Annotated in this window: 18 protein-coding genes and 1 pseudogene; 14 read left to right on the plus strand and 5 right to left on the minus strand. The window is 59.4% G+C overall.

The features are described from left to right. Positions 1 to 84 precede the first annotated feature (84 nt). Together mshD and CKV89_RS04220 are read right to left on the minus strand one after the other, a co-directional pair. A pseudogene (gene mshD, locus CKV89_RS12235) lies at positions 85 to 954 on the minus strand (mycothiol synthase); the annotation flags it as partial. Positions 955 to 1,000: 46 nt separating this feature from the next. Continuing rightward, positions 1,001 to 1,684: a winged helix-turn-helix domain-containing protein gene (locus CKV89_RS04220; protein ID WP_028327160.1), complete on the minus strand. Its 684-nt coding sequence runs from the start codon at positions 1,682 to 1,684 to the stop codon at positions 1,001 to 1,003. 122 nt (positions 1,685 to 1,806) lie between these two features. Here CKV89_RS04220 and CKV89_RS04225 point away from each other — a divergent pair, with 122 nt between their 5' ends. From CKV89_RS04225 to CKV89_RS04255, 6 genes are all read left to right on the plus strand, one after another. Further along, positions 1,807 to 2,049 carry a MoaD/ThiS family protein gene (locus CKV89_RS04225; protein WP_231935445.1) on the plus strand — a complete coding sequence of 81 codons (243 nt, stop codon included), beginning with the start codon at positions 1,807 to 1,809 and terminating at the stop codon, positions 2,047 to 2,049. Positions 2,050 to 2,091: 42 nt separating this feature from the next. Next, positions 2,092 to 2,904: a hypothetical protein gene (locus tag CKV89_RS11735; protein WP_154657632.1), complete on the plus strand. Its 813-nt coding sequence runs from the start codon at positions 2,092 to 2,094 to the stop codon at positions 2,902 to 2,904. A gap of 61 nt (positions 2,905 to 2,965) precedes the next feature. Continuing rightward, complete coding sequence (locus CKV89_RS04240) at positions 2,966 to 3,469, plus strand: FABP family protein (RefSeq protein ID WP_028327156.1); 504 nt, start codon at positions 2,966 to 2,968, stop codon at positions 3,467 to 3,469. After that, on the plus strand, positions 3,466 to 4,605 hold the full coding sequence (gene ygfZ, locus CKV89_RS04245) for a CAF17-like 4Fe-4S cluster assembly/insertion protein YgfZ (protein ID WP_028327155.1): 1,140 nt from the start codon (positions 3,466 to 3,468) through the stop codon (positions 4,603 to 4,605). Before CKV89_RS04240 ends, ygfZ begins: the two co-directional genes overlap by 4 nt. Before the next feature lie 28 nt (positions 4,606 to 4,633). Then, the gene (gene dtd / locus CKV89_RS04250; protein ID WP_028327154.1) at positions 4,634 to 5,059 is read left to right on the plus strand and encodes a D-aminoacyl-tRNA deacylase; all 426 of its coding nucleotides are present in this window, start codon (positions 4,634 to 4,636) and stop codon (positions 5,057 to 5,059) included. A gap of 96 nt (positions 5,060 to 5,155) precedes the next feature. Then, positions 5,156 to 5,506, plus strand: coding sequence for a DUF2516 family protein (locus tag CKV89_RS04255; protein WP_028327153.1), 351 nt, complete (start codon positions 5,156 to 5,158; stop codon positions 5,504 to 5,506). Between the two features lie 22 nt (positions 5,507 to 5,528). Here CKV89_RS04255 and CKV89_RS04260 read toward each other — a convergent pair whose 3' ends face one another. Continuing rightward, positions 5,529 to 6,374 carry a class I SAM-dependent methyltransferase gene (locus tag CKV89_RS04260; protein WP_231935446.1) on the minus strand — a complete coding sequence of 282 codons (846 nt, stop codon included), beginning with the start codon at positions 6,372 to 6,374 and terminating at the stop codon, positions 5,529 to 5,531. Positions 6,375 to 6,508: 134 nt separating this feature from the next. Between CKV89_RS04260 and mshA the strand changes: the two genes are divergently transcribed. Continuing rightward, positions 6,509 to 7,774 carry a D-inositol-3-phosphate glycosyltransferase gene (mshA, locus tag CKV89_RS04265; protein WP_324603347.1) on the plus strand — a complete coding sequence of 422 codons (1,266 nt, stop codon included), beginning with the start codon at positions 6,509 to 6,511 and terminating at the stop codon, positions 7,772 to 7,774. Between the two features lie 71 nt (positions 7,775 to 7,845). Further along, positions 7,846 to 8,589, plus strand: coding sequence for a phosphoglyceromutase (locus tag CKV89_RS04270; RefSeq protein ID WP_028327150.1), 744 nt, complete (start codon positions 7,846 to 7,848; stop codon positions 8,587 to 8,589). Positions 8,590 to 8,675: 86 nt separating this feature from the next. Here the strand turns inward: CKV89_RS04270 and phoU are convergent, their stop codons facing one another. Further along, positions 8,676 to 9,326 carry a phosphate signaling complex protein PhoU gene (phoU, locus tag CKV89_RS04275; RefSeq protein ID WP_028327149.1) on the minus strand — a complete coding sequence of 217 codons (651 nt, stop codon included), beginning with the start codon at positions 9,324 to 9,326 and terminating at the stop codon, positions 8,676 to 8,678. Between the two features lie 263 nt (positions 9,327 to 9,589). On the opposite strand from phoU, the gene CKV89_RS04285 reads away from it, so the two are divergent. Together CKV89_RS04285 and CKV89_RS04290 are read left to right on the plus strand one after the other, a co-directional pair. Continuing rightward, complete coding sequence (locus CKV89_RS04285) at positions 9,590 to 10,750, plus strand: sensor histidine kinase (RefSeq protein ID WP_084440995.1); 1,161 nt, start codon at positions 9,590 to 9,592, stop codon at positions 10,748 to 10,750. Positions 10,751 to 10,823: 73 nt separating this feature from the next. Further along, the gene (locus tag CKV89_RS04290) at positions 10,824 to 11,507 is read left to right on the plus strand and encodes a response regulator transcription factor (RefSeq protein ID WP_034400961.1); all 684 of its coding nucleotides are present in this window, start codon (positions 10,824 to 10,826) and stop codon (positions 11,505 to 11,507) included. Positions 11,508 to 11,588: 81 nt separating this feature from the next. Here CKV89_RS04290 and CKV89_RS04295 read toward each other — a convergent pair whose 3' ends face one another. Continuing rightward, the gene (locus CKV89_RS04295) at positions 11,589 to 12,302 is read right to left on the minus strand and encodes a hypothetical protein (protein ID WP_154657631.1); all 714 of its coding nucleotides are present in this window, start codon (positions 12,300 to 12,302) and stop codon (positions 11,589 to 11,591) included. Between the two features lie 199 nt (positions 12,303 to 12,501). Here CKV89_RS04295 and CKV89_RS04300 point away from each other — a divergent pair, with 199 nt between their 5' ends. The 4 genes from CKV89_RS04300 to CKV89_RS04315 all read left to right on the plus strand — a co-directional run bounded on the left by CKV89_RS04300 (position 12,502) and on the right by CKV89_RS04315 (position 16,270). Continuing rightward, positions 12,502 to 12,984, plus strand: coding sequence for a CarD family transcriptional regulator (locus CKV89_RS04300; RefSeq protein WP_028327145.1), 483 nt, complete (start codon positions 12,502 to 12,504; stop codon positions 12,982 to 12,984). A 76-nt stretch (positions 12,985 to 13,060) separates the two neighbouring features. Next, positions 13,061 to 14,296 (plus strand): 2-C-methyl-D-erythritol 4-phosphate cytidylyltransferase, encoded by a 1,236-nt coding sequence (ispD, locus tag CKV89_RS04305; RefSeq protein ID WP_084441024.1) that lies wholly within the window; start codon positions 13,061 to 13,063, stop codon positions 14,294 to 14,296. A gap of 217 nt (positions 14,297 to 14,513) precedes the next feature. After that, positions 14,514 to 15,602, plus strand: a complete 1,089-nt coding sequence (locus CKV89_RS04310) for an S-(hydroxymethyl)mycothiol dehydrogenase (RefSeq protein WP_028327142.1) — start codon at positions 14,514 to 14,516, stop codon at positions 15,600 to 15,602. Further along, on the plus strand, positions 15,599 to 16,270 hold the full coding sequence (locus CKV89_RS04315; protein ID WP_231935447.1) for an MBL fold metallo-hydrolase: 672 nt from the start codon (positions 15,599 to 15,601) through the stop codon (positions 16,268 to 16,270). Before CKV89_RS04310 ends, CKV89_RS04315 begins: the two co-directional genes overlap by 4 nt. Positions 16,271 to 16,289: the final 19 nt, after the last annotated feature.

The raw sequence follows: 16,289 nt of genomic DNA on the forward strand, positions 1-16,289 counted from the left end.
TTTCTGGCCGGTGGGGGTGTGCGCGTATTGGACGTCGTGTGCGGTGCGGTGGAATCCGGCGTGTTGGTAGGTGGCGATGGCTGGGGTGTTGTCGCCTTCGACGTAGAGGTCGATGGTGGTGGCGCCGGTGGTGCTTAGGTGGGCCAGTCCTAGGGCGGTGGCGGCGGTGCCTAGTCCGTGTCCTTGGTGGTCTGGGTGGACGCCGACGACGTAGATTTCGCCGGGTTCGTTGGTGTGGGGGTGTTTGGTCCAGTGGAAGGCGGCGAGGGGGCCTTCGGTGTTGGGTGTGTTGCTGGGGGCGTGGATGAGGAAGAAGCCGTTGGGGTCGAACCAGGGTTCAGCGAAGCGGGCGTGGAGGTCTTCGCGGGTGATGCGGCCTTGTTCTGGGTGGGTGGCGAATGCTGCGGCGTTGACGTTGAGCCAGTCGGTGGTGTCGTGGTCGTTGTTGAGGTTGAAGGTGCGCCAGGTGTAGCCGTCAGGCAGGGCGATGTCGTGGGGGTTGGTGGGGGTGATGCCTTCGGCTGGGCGGCTCATTTTCCACAGTTCGCGAACGGTGGTGAGGTGTGTTTTGTGGGCGAGGTGTTGGGCTGCGGGTAGGTGTCCGTGTGCCCAGAAGTGTGTGGTGGGGTGGGTGGTGAGGATGGTGGTGATGAGGTGGGTGCCGTGTCCGTGGGTACGGGCGGTGGGGGCTACGGCGATTTCGGCGCTGGGTGCGTCGGTGAGGTTGTCGATGTGGGCGGCGGCGACCAGGGGGCTGGTGGTGTCTTCTGGGTTGTGACGTAGGAGGATGAAGGCGTGGTTGCCTTCGGTGGTGGAGGCTGCGTGGAGCATGGTGGCTTCGGAGAAGGCTTCGACGCCGTCGGCGTCTGCGACGGCCTGAGCTAGCGCGCGGAACTCGGTGAGTTCGGGCTCGGTCAGGACGCGTTGTGCATTCATGCTTCCATCTTGGCGCATTGCTGCGTCGAGTTGGGGGTGGGCGTGTATGTGATTGTTCGGTGGGTTAGGGGTGGGGGTCTCCGGGTGGGTTGAATCGGTAGCCGACGTTGCGGACGGTGGCGATGAGTTCTTCGTGTTCGTGGCCGAGTTTTGCGCGTAGGCGTCGGATGTGTACGTCGACGGTGCGGGTGCCGCCGAAGTAGTCGTATCCCCAGACTTCTTGGAGGAGTTGGGCTCGGGTGAAGGCGCGTCCGGGGTGGTTGGCGAGGTGTTTGAGGAGTTCGAATTCTTTGTAGGTGAGGTCGAGTAGGTCTCCGGCCAGTCGGGCGGTGTAGGCGGATTCGTCGATGGTGAGTTGGCCGGAGGTGATGCGGTCGTTGTCTGCGGTGGGGGCGGGTGGGCGGCGGCTGGTGGCTAGGCGGATGCGGGCATCTATTTCGGCTGGTCCGGCGTTGGTGAGGAGGATGTCGTCGATGCCCCAGTCGGCGTTGATGGTGATGAGTCCGCCTTCGGTGACGATGGCGAGGATGGGGATGTCGGGTAGGGCTATGGAGATGTGTCGGCAGTGGGCTTTGGCACGGGCAAGGTCGTGGCGTGCGTCGATGAGCAGGATGTCGAATCCGGTGCTGGGAGTGGGGGTGTGGGTGTCGATGGGCATGTGGGCGACGTCGTGGGGGAGGAGGCCGAGGGCGGGTAGGACGTCGAGGTGCCGTGAGGGCATTGACGTCATCAGGAGGAGCCGGGCCATGCGTCTGAGAATACGATTGGTGGGAGGGTTGCTGTTGGTCGGCGGTCTACTTTTGGGTTGTTTGAGGTTGTTGTGTGTGGCTGTGAGCAGGTTGCTTGTGGCTGTGTGAGGAGGGACTGATTGTGGCTGGTGTTGTGACGGTGCGGTATTGGGCTGCGGCTGCGGCTGCGGCGGGGTGTGACAGTGAGGTTGTTTCGGCGGGCACGGTGGGTGAGGTGTTGGATGCGGTGGTGGTGGTGCATCCGGAGTTGGAGAAGGTGGTGGGTGTATGTACGTGTTTGGTGGATGGTGTGAGGGCTGATCGTGGCCGGGTTGTGGGGGATGGTTCGGTGGTTGAGGTGCTTCCTCCGTTCGCGGGAGGGTGATTCAGGGGAACAGGTGTGGGGTGGACTGGCTAGGGTGGTTGTGTGAGTGAGAGTCCCGATCTCGTGACATGGGCTGTGTGGCCTGCATCTATGGCGTGTCTTGCGGTGACGGTGGCGGCAGGTGTGGGGATTGCCACTGGTGTGCCGGCGTTGATGACGTTGGGTGTGGGGGTGCCGATGTTGATGATGGCTAATGGGTGGGTTCGGTTGTTGCAGTTGCCGAGTCCGCGTGGGACGACGGGGATTTTGGTTGCTGCTGCGGTGATTTTGGTGGCTGGTGGGTGGGTGACGCACCGGACGCATGTGAGCATGTTGGTGGCAGCGATTGCTGTGGTGCTGGTGTTGGAGTTTGTGCATCAGTTGGGGCGGCGGGATCGGCGGCCGCGGTTGGTGGAGTCAGTGTCGTCGGCGGTTTTTGGCATCACGGTGGTTGCTTCGGGGTCGTGTTTTTTGATTTTGGAGGGGCCGGTGGGGCATGCGGCGTCCTTGGGCGTGGTTGCGGCGACGTTGGTGGGTGTGGCGGCTGATGGATTGCCTGGTGTTTTGGTGAGTCGTGGTCGTGCGTGGGTGCCGGCGGTGGTTGCGTCGTTGTTGGGTGCGGTTGTTGGTGCTTTGGTGTGGCTGTGGGTGGGGCCGCAGGGGGTTGGTAGTGATGTGTGGGTGGCGGGTTTGGCTGGTGGTTTGGCTGGTTTGGGGTCTTTTACGTTGCGGTTGGCGTTGTGTGGTCTTCCGACGATTGCGGGTTTTCGGGCGCGGTGGGCTGCGGGTGCGGCGAGTTTGTTGGTGACGGGTGTGGTTGCGTATGGGCAGGCGTGGGTGGTGTTGGGGTCGTTGGTGCCGTTGTTGAGTGGGTGAGGAGTGGGCTGTTGGGTGGTTGGAGGTGCGCAAGGTGCCGTGTATCGGGGAGGATGGCGGCATGGTTTTTGAGCTAGATGTGACTTTGAACCCTGAGGTTGCCCCGTTGGCGTGGTTGGTTGGCTCTTGGCGTGGTTTGGGAGTGGTGGGTTATCCCGGTATGGAGTCGTGCAACATGGTGCAGGAGGTGGAGATTACTCATGATGGGCGTCCGTTCCTGACGATGAATTCTCGTTCGTGGGAGTTGGACGAGGAGGGCAAGCAAGTTCGTCCTCTGGCCACGGAGACGGGGTATTGGCGTGTGGTGGGTGATGGTGAGATTGAGCTGTTGTTGGCGCATCCGACGGGCATTGTGGAGATGTTTGTCGGGAAGAAGGAGAAGGAGCGTCCTGTCATCGAGATGGCTACCGATGGTGTGATGCGTTCTCCTGCTGCGCGGGAGTACAACTCGGCTAAGCGCATGTATGGGTTGGTGGATTCGAAGTTGATGTGGGTGTTGGAGATGGCTGCTGATGGTCATCCGATGACGTCGCACATGTCTGCGCAGCTTGAGCGGGTTGCGTGAGGGGCGAGGTTCCTCCCGCCTCGCCACTGTTGGGGCGCCCGAAGGCAGTGGCTGGGGTGGGGGTGGATGCCGGGATTGCTGTGCATTACGGGGATCCGTTGCGTGAGTCGCGTTTGTTGGAGCAGGGCGTGGCGGTGGCGGATTTGTCGAATCGTGGTGTGGTGACGGTTTCGGGGCCGGATCGGTTGAGTTGGTTGAACTCGCTCACTACGCAGTTGTTGCTGGGGTTGGCGCCGCGGCAGTCGATGAGCACGCTTGTGTTGGATCCGCAGGGGCGGATTGAGCATGACTTGCATGTTGTCGATGACGGTCAGACGTTGTGGATGACGGTTGAGCCGGGTACCTCTGGTGCGGTTGTGGCGTGGCTGGATTCGATGAGGTTCATGCTGCGTGTTGAGGTTGCTGATGTCTCTGATCGGTTCGCGGTGGTGGGTGAGCCGGTTGCGCGTGAGTCGGTTGAGGGCGAGTTGCTTGCCTGGGTGGATGCGTGGCCGGGGCCGGTTGGTGATACTGCGTGTTATGGGCCGGATGCGCCGGTGTCGCGGCCGGTTCGTGGGCGTGCGGCGTTGCAGCGGCGGTTGGCCTCTGGGGATGCTGCTGGACAGGTTGTGTCTGAGCAGGTGGGGCAGGTTGTTCCAGGGTTTGAGCATCCGGGGCGGGAGCGTGCGTGGCGTGAGGTGATTGTGCCTCGGGAGGGGATTGAAGGATTTGTTGGTGATCGGCCGTTAGCGGGTATGGCTGCGGTTGAGGCGCAGCGGATTCAGGCGTGGCGTCCTCGGTGTGGTTATGAAACTGACAGTCGGACTATCCCTCATGAGTTGGATTGGCTTCGGGTGGCGGTGCATCTGCGTAAGGGGTGTTATCGCGGTCAGGAGACGGTGGCGCGGGTTCATAATTTGGGTCGTCCGCCGCGCCGGTTGTTTTTTGCTCATCTGGATGGTTCGGGGCATACGTTGCCTGATCTTGGTGCTGAGCTGACGTTGGATGGGCGTGTGGTGGGGCGGTTGTCGTCTGTGGCGATGCATCACGTGGATGGCCCGGTAGGTCTTGGGGTGGTGCGTAGGAACACTCCTGTTGATGCAGTGTTGTTGGCTGGTGATGTGACGGTTGCGCAGACCGTGATTGTGCAGCCGTGATGTTTTTGGTTTGCGGTGAGGGGTTGTTGTGAGAGCAGTTGTGCAGCGGGCTACGCGTGGTGCGGTGCGGGTTGCTGGTGAGGTGGTTGGGCAGATCACGAGGCCGGGGTTGGTTGTCCTTGTTGCTGCGCATGTGAATGACACTGCGGCTGAGGTCGATGTGATGGCGCGCAAGATTGCTCAGTTGCGGTTGTCTCGTGATGAGACGTCGGTTAGTGATGATGGCGCGCCGGTTTTGTTGGTCAGTCAGTTCACTTTGTATGGGAGTACGCGTAAGGGGCGGCGTCCATCGTGGAGTGAGTCGGCGCGCGGTGATGTGGCTGAGCCGTTGTTTGATGCGTTGGTTGAGGCTTTGCGGGCGCAGGGTGTGGAGGTTGCAACGGGGCGCTTTGGCGCTGATATGGAGGTGGAGTTGGTTAATGATGGGCCGTTTACGGTGATTGTTGATGTGTGACGTGTAGGTGTTGGTTGGTGTGTTCTGGGTGGATGCGTACGTGAACACGGATCCACACGCTGCGGTTGGCAACCTGGGGCACGTACGCTGGTGTGCATGTTGGCGACCTTGATGACGTTGCAGAGCTTCGCGCTTTTGGCGTTGGGGGTGATTGCTTTTGGTGCGTCATTGTGGGCGTTGGTGGATTCTGTTTTGCATCCGGCTGGTTCGTATCAGGCGGCTGAAAAGCTTACGAAGCCTGCGTGGGTCGGGATTAATGCCGTGGCTGCGCTTATCACTTTTGTTGGTGTGACGAATGTGGCTGGGCTGGGGGCTTTTTCTTTGATCGCGATTGTTGCGGTTGGGGTGTATTTCGCTGATGCCCGCCCTGCTTTGCGTCAATACACGCCCATGATTAAACGTCGTAAAGACTCTTCCGGTGGTTTTGGTCCGCACGGAAGCTGGTGAGTTTTTTTAACGCTCTGGTCCTTTAGGGTGCTACAGCGTCCCAGTGGATAGTTACTTCTCCTAGGCGCCAGCGTCGTGGCCCATCCAGTAGTGGCCAACCGCGGTCGCGTAGGTTTGCGCAGGCTGCAATGAACCATTGTCGTTGACCGAAGGTCGCGTGGTGGCTGTTGCGGGCCCATACGTCATCCCAGTCGGTGAGGAATGCGTTGATGCGTGTTCCGGGGATGTTGTGGTGGATGAGTGCTTTGGGTAGGCGTTCGGCGATGTCAGAGGGGCGTTGCCAGGCGCCGTGTTTGATGGAGATGGTCAGGTGAATGGGGCCGGAGCGATTCAGGGTGATCCAGGTGGTGCGGCGGCCTAGCTCGTTGCAGGTTCCGTCGATGACGATGCCCTCGGGGGTTAGTCGTGAGCACAGTGTTTCCCATGCCTGGGGTACGTCTTTTTCGTCGTATTGACGTAGAACGTTGAATGCGCGGATGACGGTAGCTTGGGCATTGTCGGGTAGCGGCGTTTCGAATCCGCCGAGCGCAAAGTCGACGGCGATGGGTTCAGGGTGTCCAGTTTTTCTGCGCTGCTGCATGACTGTGTGGGCGTGGTGTACGCGTTGTGGATCGATTTCGAGTCCGCGGATGCGTAGGTTTGCGGTGTGGGTGTGGCGGGCGATGTCGGGGTGGGCGGCTAAGTGGTTGGCCATGTCGAGGGTGGTGATGGGGGAGGCGCCGTAGCCGAGGTCGACGATCCAGGTGGGGTTGTTACGGCGGGTGAGCAGATGTGTGTGCATGGAAGCGAGCCACCTGTCGCAGCGGCGCAGGCGGTTGGGGTTGGTGGTTCCACGAGTGATTTCACCCATCGGTTTTGTCGCGCCCACTGCCGAACCATATCTGGAGGTGTTGGGTCGGTGCGCGCTGGGCTAGGTGCTTGTGTAGTGCGCGGTTGGGGTTATTGGGGGTGGTGGCGGCAGTATGACCAGCGAAACGTCACATGTGAGAAGGGGAGGCCGTCGTGGCCGGTTCGGTCGATGTGCAGGCACCTGTCCGTCGGGTGGCGATGTTGTCGTTTCATACGTCGCCGTTGGATCAGCCCGGTACAGGGGACGCCGGTGGGATGAATGTGTATGTGGTGGAGGTTGCGCGGCATTTGGCTGCGATGGGGGTGGAGGTTGTTATTTTTACGCGCAAGACGTCGGCGTCGTTGCCTGATGAGGTGCAGTTGTGTCCGGGGGTGGTGGTGCGGCACGTGCTTGCGGGGCCGTATGAGGGGTTGGATAAGAATTTGCTGCCGTCGCAGTTGTGTGCGTTCGCTGCGGGGGTGATGCGTGAGGTTGCTGGGCGCCCTGAGGGGCATTACGACGTGGTGCATTCGCATTACTGGTTGTCGGGTCAGGTGGGGTGGCTGGCGGCGCAGCGGTGGAACGTGCCGTTGGTGCACACGATGCACACGATGGCGAAGGTAAAGAATGCGTTGTTGGCGCCTGGGGATGCGGCCGAGCCGTTGGTTCGTGAGATTGGTGAAGAGCAGGTGGTCTCGATTGCTGATCGGTTGGTGGCTAATACAGTGCGAGAGCGAGATGAGCTGGTCTCGTTTTATGGGGCGTCGGCTGATGTGGTGGAGGTGGTGCCTCCGGGGGTTGATTTAGAGACTTTTACGCCAGGTGATCCTCGGGTTGCGCGTGCGGTGACCGGGCTGCCTGAGGATGCGCTTGTGGTGTGTTTTGTGGGGAGGATTCAGCCGTTGAAGGCACCTGATTTGCTGGTGGATGTGGTGGCTGATGTGGCCTCTCGGCGCCCGGATTTGGGGCAGCGGTTGAGATTGGTGGTGATTGGGGGACCGTCGGGTACGGGGTTGGAGCGTCCGAGGCTTGTGTTGGATCGGGCGGCTGAGTTGGGTGTGGAGCATATGTTGCTGACCTCGCCGCCGGTGGAGCGGGAGGTGTTGGCGCAGTGGTATCGCAGTGCGGACATTGTGGGTGTTCCTTCTCACAACGAGTCGTTTGGGTTGGTGGCGATTGAGGCGCAGGCGTGTGGTGTGCCGGTGGTGGCTGCGGCTGTGGGTGGGTTGCCGACGGCTGTGAAGGGGGGTGTTTTGGTGCCGACTCATGATGTGGGGGAGTGGTCGTTGGTGTTCGAACGTCTTCTCGATGATGCGGATCGACGTGCGCAGTTGGGGCGGGTTGGGTATGAGCATGCGCAGTCTTTTGGCTGGGCGGCGACGGCGGAGCGGGTGTTGGAGGTGTATGCCGATGCGGTGGCGCATCGGCGGGGGGAGTGAGCTTGTGGTTTGGTGATGCGATTGCTGGGTTGTTGTGCTGAGGTTTGGGGGTGAAGTCATAGAGTGGGGGTATGACTTACAAGCTCGTCCTGCTCCGCCATGGTGAGAGCGAATGGAATGCGAAAAACCTGTTCACCGGTTGGGTCGATGTTGACTTGTCCGAGAAGGGTCGCGCCGAGGCAGCTCGTGCTGGTGAGCTGTTGAAGTCCAACGGTGTGCTTCCGGATGTGTTGCACACGTCGTTGCTGCGTCGGGCTATTAAGACGGCCAACTTGGCTTTGGATGTGGCTGATCGTCACTGGGTTCCGGTGAAGCGTAGTTGGCGGCTTAATGAGCGTCATTACGGCAAGCTGCAGGGTCTGAACAAAAAAGAGATTCGTGACCAGTTTGGCGATGAGCAGTTTATGCAGTGGCGTCGTTCGTATGATGTTCCGCCGCCGGAGATTGACCCAGGTAACGAGTTCAGCCAGTTAAATGATCTGCGTTATGCGGATATTGATGGTGGTGCACCATTGACTGAATGTTTGAAGGATGTCGTGGCGCGTATGTTGCCTTATTGGGAGAGCGACATTAAGCCCGATTTGGTGGCGGGTAAAACAGTTGCGATTGCCGCGCATGGAAACAGTTTGCGTGCATTGGTGAAGCATCTTGATGGTATTAGCGATGAGGATATTGCGGCGTTGAACATCCCGACGGGTATTCCGCTGCTTTATGAACTTGATGAGAATTTCGCTCCGGTTGTTAAGGGTGGCACGTATCTTGACCCGGAGGCTGCGAAGGCTGCTGCTGAAGCGGTTGCTAATCAGGGCAAGTAATTCATTTGGCGTTGTTGTTGCTGTGTGAATGCAAGGGGTGCCTCGCTGTTATTGGCGGGGCACCCCTTGTTGCTGTGTAAGCGCTGTTAGGCACGTTGTTCGATGATGCCGGTGACGAGGTATTGCATTTGTTCGCCGACTGAGACGGCGTGGTCACCGAAGCGTTCGTAGTAGCGGGCTAGCAGGGCCAGGTCGATGGATGTTTTACGGTCGTGCGGGGCGTTTTCGCTGGTGATGAGGTTGTAGATTTCGCGATGGAGGGCGTCTAGTCGGTCGTCTGTTAGGTCGAGGGTGTTGACGGCGTCCATATCTTTGGTGGTGATAATTCCGCCGACTTGGGTGATGAGTTTGTTAGCTACTTGAGCCATTTCGAGGATGCTTGCGCGGGCTTCGGGGGGTACTGCGGCTTCGGGGTAGCGAAGTCGGGCTACTTTGGCGACGTGGACGGCTAGGTCGCCCATGCGTTCGATGCTGGCTGCCATGCGTAGAGCGGTGACGATGATGCGTAGGTCTGTGGCGACGGGTTGTTGGCGGGCGAGGGTGTCGACGGCGACGAGGTTAATTTTTTTCTCGAGTGCGTCGAGTTGCTCGTCTGCGGAGATGACGGTTTGGGTCAGTTCGAGGTCAGCGTCCAGGAGCGCGTTGGTGGCCCGTGACATGGATGAGGCGGCCAAGCGGGTCATTTCTACGAGGTCGTCGGTGAGTTGGTCGAGTACTTCGTGGAAGGCGTCGCGCATAGTTCCTCCTGCTGTGTGTGTGCGCCGCCGTGGCGTGGAGTGACCGGGGTGTGCCAGCGGGTTTGGGCGCGTGGGTAGGGGGTCAGTCAATCAGGTTCAGGTTGGTTGGGGGTGTCTGGTCGTGGGCGAGTTGGTGTCTGTTGGGGTGGTGGGTGTGGTTTGTGTGAACGGGTGGTGGCGTGGTGGCGAATCCTTGGTGTCGATGGTGTGGTTGGTGATGGGTTGCGGGGGTTTGGTGGAGTGAGGGTGCGTAGGGTGGCGGGGTGGGTTCAATTGTTGCGGAGGTGAGGCGGTGGGTTGGGCGTGTCGTGGGGGTTGGTGCTGAGCGCGGTGTTGGTGGGGTGAATGGTGGGGGTGTGAGTGTTCGTGATGTGCGTTCTTCGGGGTCGGTAGATACCTCTGAAATGTTTGATCGGTTGATCGCTGCGTTCAAGGAGTGCGTGATGGTCATCGATTCGCGGGATCGGGTGGTGCGTTCGAGTCCGTCGACGTCGGTGATGGGGTTGTTGCGTGGTCAGGATTTGGTGCATGACGAGTTGCGGGCGGTGGTGCGTCATGCGCGTCGGATGGGGCAGAGCAGTGAGCATGAGTTCACGTTGACGCGGGATCGTTTTGTTGATGCGCGGGTGTCGGTGGCGGTGCGTGCTGTGGATTTGGGGTCGGGTTTTGTGGCGTTGTTTGTGGAGGATAGGACGCGTGCGCAGCGGGTGGAGGATGTGCGTCGGGATTTTGTGGCGAATGTGTCGCATGAGTTGAAGACGCCGGTGGGTGGGATCGCGTTGTTGGCTGAGGCGGTGTTAGATGCGTGTGAGGATCCGCAGACGGTGGCGAGGTTTGCGCGTCGGATTCAGATGGAGTCTTCACGGTTGACGCGGTTGGTGCAGGACATTGTTGATTTGTCGCGGTTGCAGGTGGATGAGGCGATTTCGGATCCGGTGCCGGTGACGGTGACGGCTGTGGTGCGTGATGCGTTGGAGAGTGTTCAGACTCTTGCGGAGTCTCGTGATGTGGAGATGGTGTTTGAGGGTGATGAGCGGGCGCAGGTAGTGGGTGATCACCGGATGTTGGTGATTGCGGTGAGTAATTTGTTGTCGAATGCGATTAATTATTCGGCTGAGCGTACGCGGGTGGCGGTGACTGTGCGTTCTGTTGGTGGGGTGGTTGAGGTTGCTGTGGCTGATCAGGGGACGGGGATTGCGCCGGAGGCGTTAGAGCGGGTTTTTGAGCGTTTCTATCGGGTGGATGAGGCACGTTCGCGTGCTACGGGTGGGACGGGGTTGGGGTTGGCGATTGTGAAGCACATATGTACGAATCATGGGGGTGAGGTGAAGGTGTGGAGCAAGTTGGGGGAGGGGTCTACTTTTACGGTTCGGTTGCCGCAGATGCCTGGTGTTGATGCGGTTTCAGGGGGTGTGGGGGTGTGATGTGTTGTTGTGTTGCGGTGTAGGCGTGGCGAGGTGCTGCGTTGTGCGGTTGTTGTGATTGGAGGGTTGGCGTATGACGCACATTTTGGTGGTTGAGGACGAGGAGTCGTTTTCTGACCCGTTGTCATATCTCTTGCGTAAGGAGGGGTATGAGGTGTCGGTGTCGGCTGATGGTGTGTCTGCGGTGCGGGATTTCGCTGTTGTTCGGCCGGATTTGGTGTTGTTGGATTTGATGCTTCCGGGGTTGGAGGGGGTGGAAGTGTGTAAGCGGATCCGGGCAGATTCTTCGGTGCCGATCATTATGTTGACGGCGAAGGATAGTGAGATTGACAAGGTGGTGGGGTTGGAGATTGGTGCGGATGATTATGTGACGAAGCCGTATTCGAGTCGTGAGTTGTTGGCTCGGGTGAAGGCGGTGTTGCGTCGTCGTGCTGAGCCGGAGGAGGTGGTGCCTGTGGCGTTGGGGGCTGGTCCGGTGCAGATGGATGTGGAGCGGCATGTGGTGAAGGTGCGGGGGGAGCAGATTTCTTTGCCGCTGAAGGAGTTTGAGCTGCTGGAGATGTTGTTGCGGAATGCGGGGCGTGTGTTGACTCGCATGCAGCTCATTGACCGGGTGTGGGGCAGTGACTATGTGGGGGATACCAAGACGCTCGATGTGCACATTAAGCGTCTGCGGACCAAGGTTGAGCAGGATCCGGGCAATCCGGTGCATATCGTGACGGTGCGGGGGTTGGGATACAAGTTTGAGGTGGTGTGAGGTGTGCGGGCCATGCGTAAGCGGGTGGTGGTGAGGCGCTGTTAGGCGTTCACCACCACCCGCTTGAGGTGCGTGGGGTTATTAGTTGTGTTCGTGGTCGGTGTGTTCGTCATCCTCGGTGGTGGCTGTGGGGGTGGAGGTTGACTCTGCGGTGGGGGTGCTGGTTCCGCGTGGGCGTGCGGAGTCAGTGGATGATTCGCTGGGGGTTGCTGTCCCTGATGGGGTGCTGGTGGAGGTTGCTGGCGCGGTGGGTTTTAGGGAGGCGTAGTAGCCGGTGGGGGGAAGAACGGGGGCGTTGACGACGTCTTGGCCAGCGCTGGTGATGACGGACAGGGGCATCATGCCGCCAGCTGTGGTGGGAACTTGGGGGAGGGTGACGCTAGCTGCGCCCTCTTTTTGGCCTCCGAATTGCAGGGAGCCTCCCGCGGGTACATCGAACTGCTGGCCGGGCTGCCCTTGCGGGTTCGCGAAGCCGACTTTGACTGGCTGCTGTGTGTTGTTGACGGCGAGGGCAGAGACTGTGCCGGGTTTGCCGTTTCCTTCGGAGATAACGACGACGTTTTGTAGGTGCAGGCCGCCCATTTCGAACATGGCGCCGTCGGCAGGTGCGTATGCCTTGTCTGTCTGGATGGGTGAGGTCCATTGGCAGCCAGCCAGGGCTAGGGCGGCGATTCCGGTGAGTCCTGCTGCCGCGAGGGAGCGCACTCGACCCGGGTGACGCCGGGAGACGGTGGCATCGGAGTTGGGGGTGTCGTTCTGGCCGGGCGTACCAGGGATTCGAGTTGTTCGCATCACGTTTCACAGGGTAACTGGCTGGCATCGGACAGGCGAGAAATTTTGTGATCGTTGTGGTGTAAAACCTGAGTCAATTCCTTGTTTATAGGCTTATTCAAAGTTGCTTCATGTGCTCTGAGCTGCATGAATGCTCTTATGAGCGACTGTAGGTGTGTGGTGGCGTGATAGACTTAAGGTCGCGAAAGGGGAATACGGGCATATGACTTTCAAGGTTGGCGAGACAGTTGTTTACCCGCACCACGGTGCGGCGCTCATCGAAGAGATCAAAACCCGCACCATCAAAGGTGAGGAACGGCTTTATCTGGTACTTAAAGTTGCCCAGGGTGACTTGACCATTGAGGTTCCTGCCGAGAATTGTGATTTGGTGGGAGTGCGTGACGTTGTGGGCCAAGAAGGTCTAGAGCACGTTTTTGAGGTGCTGCGTTCAACGCAGGGTGAAGAGCCTGCGAACTGGTCTCGGCGGTACAAGGCCAACCTAGAGAAACTTGCTTCCGGCGATGTGAATCGTGTCGCCGAGGTTGTTCGTGACCTGTGGCGCCGTGAGCACGGCAAGGGATTGTCTGCTGGGGAGAAGCGCATGCTTGCTAAGGCTCGCCAGATTCTTGTCTCTGAGCTGGCTTTGGCTGAGAAGACGGACGAAGAGCACGCCGAAAGCATGCTTGACGAGGTTCTTACCTCCTGAAACTCATGACCGGCTGAAGTCGGTTTCGCTCGCCCCGCGCGGCCGTGTGCCCATGATGTTTGGCAAGATCATGGGCATGCGTGTTGCTGTGATCGTGGTTGCTGCTGGTGCTGGTTCCCGGCTGGGTGCTGACCGCCCGAAAGCACTGGTCGAAATGGCTGGCCGCCCGTTGCTCTCATGGGCAATGGAGCGTGTAGCCCAGGTGAGTGCAGTGAGCACGATTGTTGTGGTTGCACCGGCCACACATATGGATGTTGCTGAGGCGGTTGCCCATGAGGGGGTAACCGCCTCAGGTGTGTCTACTGCACAGGCGCCAGATGTTGTGGTGGTTCCAGGCGGAGCCCAGCGCAGTGACTCTGTGGCGCGTGGACTTGCTGAGGTGGAAAAGCTCGGCGCCGATGTTGTTCTTGTGCATGATGCAGCTCGTGCTTTGGCGCCGGTTACTTTATTTGAAAATGTTATTGCGGCTGTTGATGGCGGTGACGCGGCTGTGATCCCAGGCCTTGCGGTCACTGACACGATTAAATACGTCGATGGTGATGACATTGTTGATTCGACTCCGGCGCGTGCCAGTTTGCGAGCAGTGCAAACTCCGCAAGGATTCCGAACGGATGTGCTTGTTCGGGCTCACCGTGAAGTGACAGATCAAGAGGCCACCGATGATGCATCCTTGGTGGAACATCTTGGCGAGTCTGTTCGGGTCATTCCGGGCCACCCGCAAGCAGACAAGATCACCACCCCTGACGACCTTGAACGTATTGCTGCTTTAGCTGCTGCTCTATCGAGCGAAACGAAGCCCACTGTGCAGCCCCAGCAAGCACCTGCGCTAGTGATGCCTCGCATTGGTCACGGAGTGGATGTGCACGCCAATGCATCTGAAGACTCGGGGCGCACTTTATGGGTTGCCGGATTGGCATGGCCAGGAGAACTAGCCCTCGACGGCCACTCTGATGCCGATGTTGCTGCACATGCGTGTTGCGATGCGTTGTTTTCCGCTGCGGGAATCGGTGATCTTGGGGCCCACTTTGGAACTGGTCGGCCACAGTGGTCAGGTGCCTCTGGGGTAGTTCTTCTTACAGAAGCAGCCCGACTTGTTCGCGAAGCCGGATATGTGATTGGGAATGTTTCTGTGCAAGTTGTTGGTAACCGCCCCAAGGTGGGTAAGCGACGTGCTGAAGCCGAACAGGTTCTTTCCGCCGCCTGCGGTGCCCCCGTCTCGGTTGCAGGAACCACCACAGACGGATTGGGGTTGACCGGACGCGGTGAAGGAGTAGCCGCCATAGCTACAGCGGTTGTTGTACCGAAGAACTAACAATTCCGCACACTGGAAAAGTGCAGTCGCTCACTGCTGCAAATGAGCGTGATCTGACTCACAAAAAGCCTGTCATGGATACCGATCTGGCTCTCAGTGCTTGTGGCGAGGGCCAGTACAACTGACTCCCAGGTAGACATAGCTAGGCTGGATGTACAGACCAAACGCGAACACCCACACGCCAATCGCGGCGCGCGGAAGCGATCTAGGAGGATTCGTGCCCAGCATCGTCAACGGCGTTATCGCCCGCTCCAAAGACGCACCCGTTGAACTCACCACCATCGTGGTCCCTGACCCAGGCCCCGGTGAAGCCGTCGTGAAAATTCAGGCATGCGGCGTCTGCCACACCGACCACAACTACGTTGCCGGAGGAGTAGGAGATAACTTCCCCTACCTCCTGGGGCATGAAGCAGCAGGCATTGTTGAAGCAATCGGTGAAGACGTCAACGACCTCCAGGTCGGTGATTTCGTGATCCTTAACTGGCGAGCTATCTGCGGTGACCAGTGCCGGGCCTGCAAACGCGGCGAACCTTGGTACTGCTTCAACACTGCCAATGCCACCCAAAAAATGACGCTCGAAGACGGCACTGAACTTGAGCCAGCCCTAGGAATCGGCGCATTCGCGGAAAAAACACTCGTCGCTGCTGGACAGTGCACCAAAGTGAACCCCGCAGTGACCCCCGCAGCCGCAGGACTGGTTGGATGCGGCATCATGGCCGGCGCCGGAGCCGCTATGAACACCGCCAAAATTAAACGCGGTGAAAGCGTCGCTGTGTACGGATGCGGTGGCGTAGGCGATGCCGCCATCATGGGAGCCCTCATCGCTGGCGCTACCACGGTCATCGCTGTCGACATCGACGACCGTAAACTCGATAAAGCCAAGGAATTTGGCGCCACGCACACCATCAACAGCAAAAAAATCGACCCCATCCAAGCCATCAAAGATGCCACTGACGGTTTCGGTGCCGACGTCGTCATCGAAGCCACCGGCCGCGCTGACACGTGGGAACAAGCACTCGCCTCTCGTGACCTCGCTGGCCGACTCATCATGGTCGGCGTACCTCAACCCGGCCAGAAAACCACCATCCCTCTTGACCAGCTCTACGGTGCAGGCGGATCCATTTCACCCGCCTGGTACGGAGACTGCCTACCCAGCCGAGACTTCCCTATGCTCATTGACCTTCATCTACAGAAACGCATCGACCTTGACACCTTCGTCAGCGAAAAAATCTCTCTTGACTCCATTAATGAAGCCTTCGACAAAATGGCCGCAGGCGATGTTCTCCGATCGGTGGTGATCCTGTGAACACTATTGACACCCCAGGAACAATCCCCGGCGTCACCATCAGCTCCGTCGTCACCCATGGCACCTTCAATCTCGATGGGGGCACCTGGGAAGTCGACAACAACGTCTACATCATCGGCGATGAGAAAACTGTCATCGTCATCGACGCCGCCCACGACGCAGACCCCATCCTCGAAGCCATCGACGGCCGCAGGGTCGAAGCAATCCTGTTGACCCATGGCCACGATGACCATCACAGCGCTGTTACCGCGCTCGCCGATGCGACCCTCGCACCCATCTATCTGCACCCCGAGGACAACTTTCTCTACGAAGAAATCCAACCTCGCCCCGCAGACAAATCACTCACCGCAGGGCAGACCATCGACCTTCCCCTAGCCGCTGGGGGAGTCCTCGAATTGCGTGTCCTGCACACTCCGGGCCACTCACCCGGAAGCGTTTGCTTGCATATTCCGCAGCTGGCAGCAGTCTTCTCTGGCGACACCCTCTTTAACGGTGGCCCTGGTGCCACGGGCCGATCCTTCAGCGACTTTGACACCATCCTTGAATCCATCACGGGGTCACTGCTGACTTTGCCTAGTGAAACTCTCGTTCTCACCGGGCACGGAGAAACCACCACTATCGGAGACGAAGCACCTCATCTGCCGGAGTGGCGCGCCCGCGGTCACTGACCAGTCCACGAATGGTGTC

The sequence above is a fragment of the Dermatophilus congolensis genome (assembly GCF_900187045.1).
Classification (GTDB): Bacteria; Actinomycetota; Actinomycetes; order Actinomycetales; family Dermatophilaceae; genus Dermatophilus; species Dermatophilus congolensis.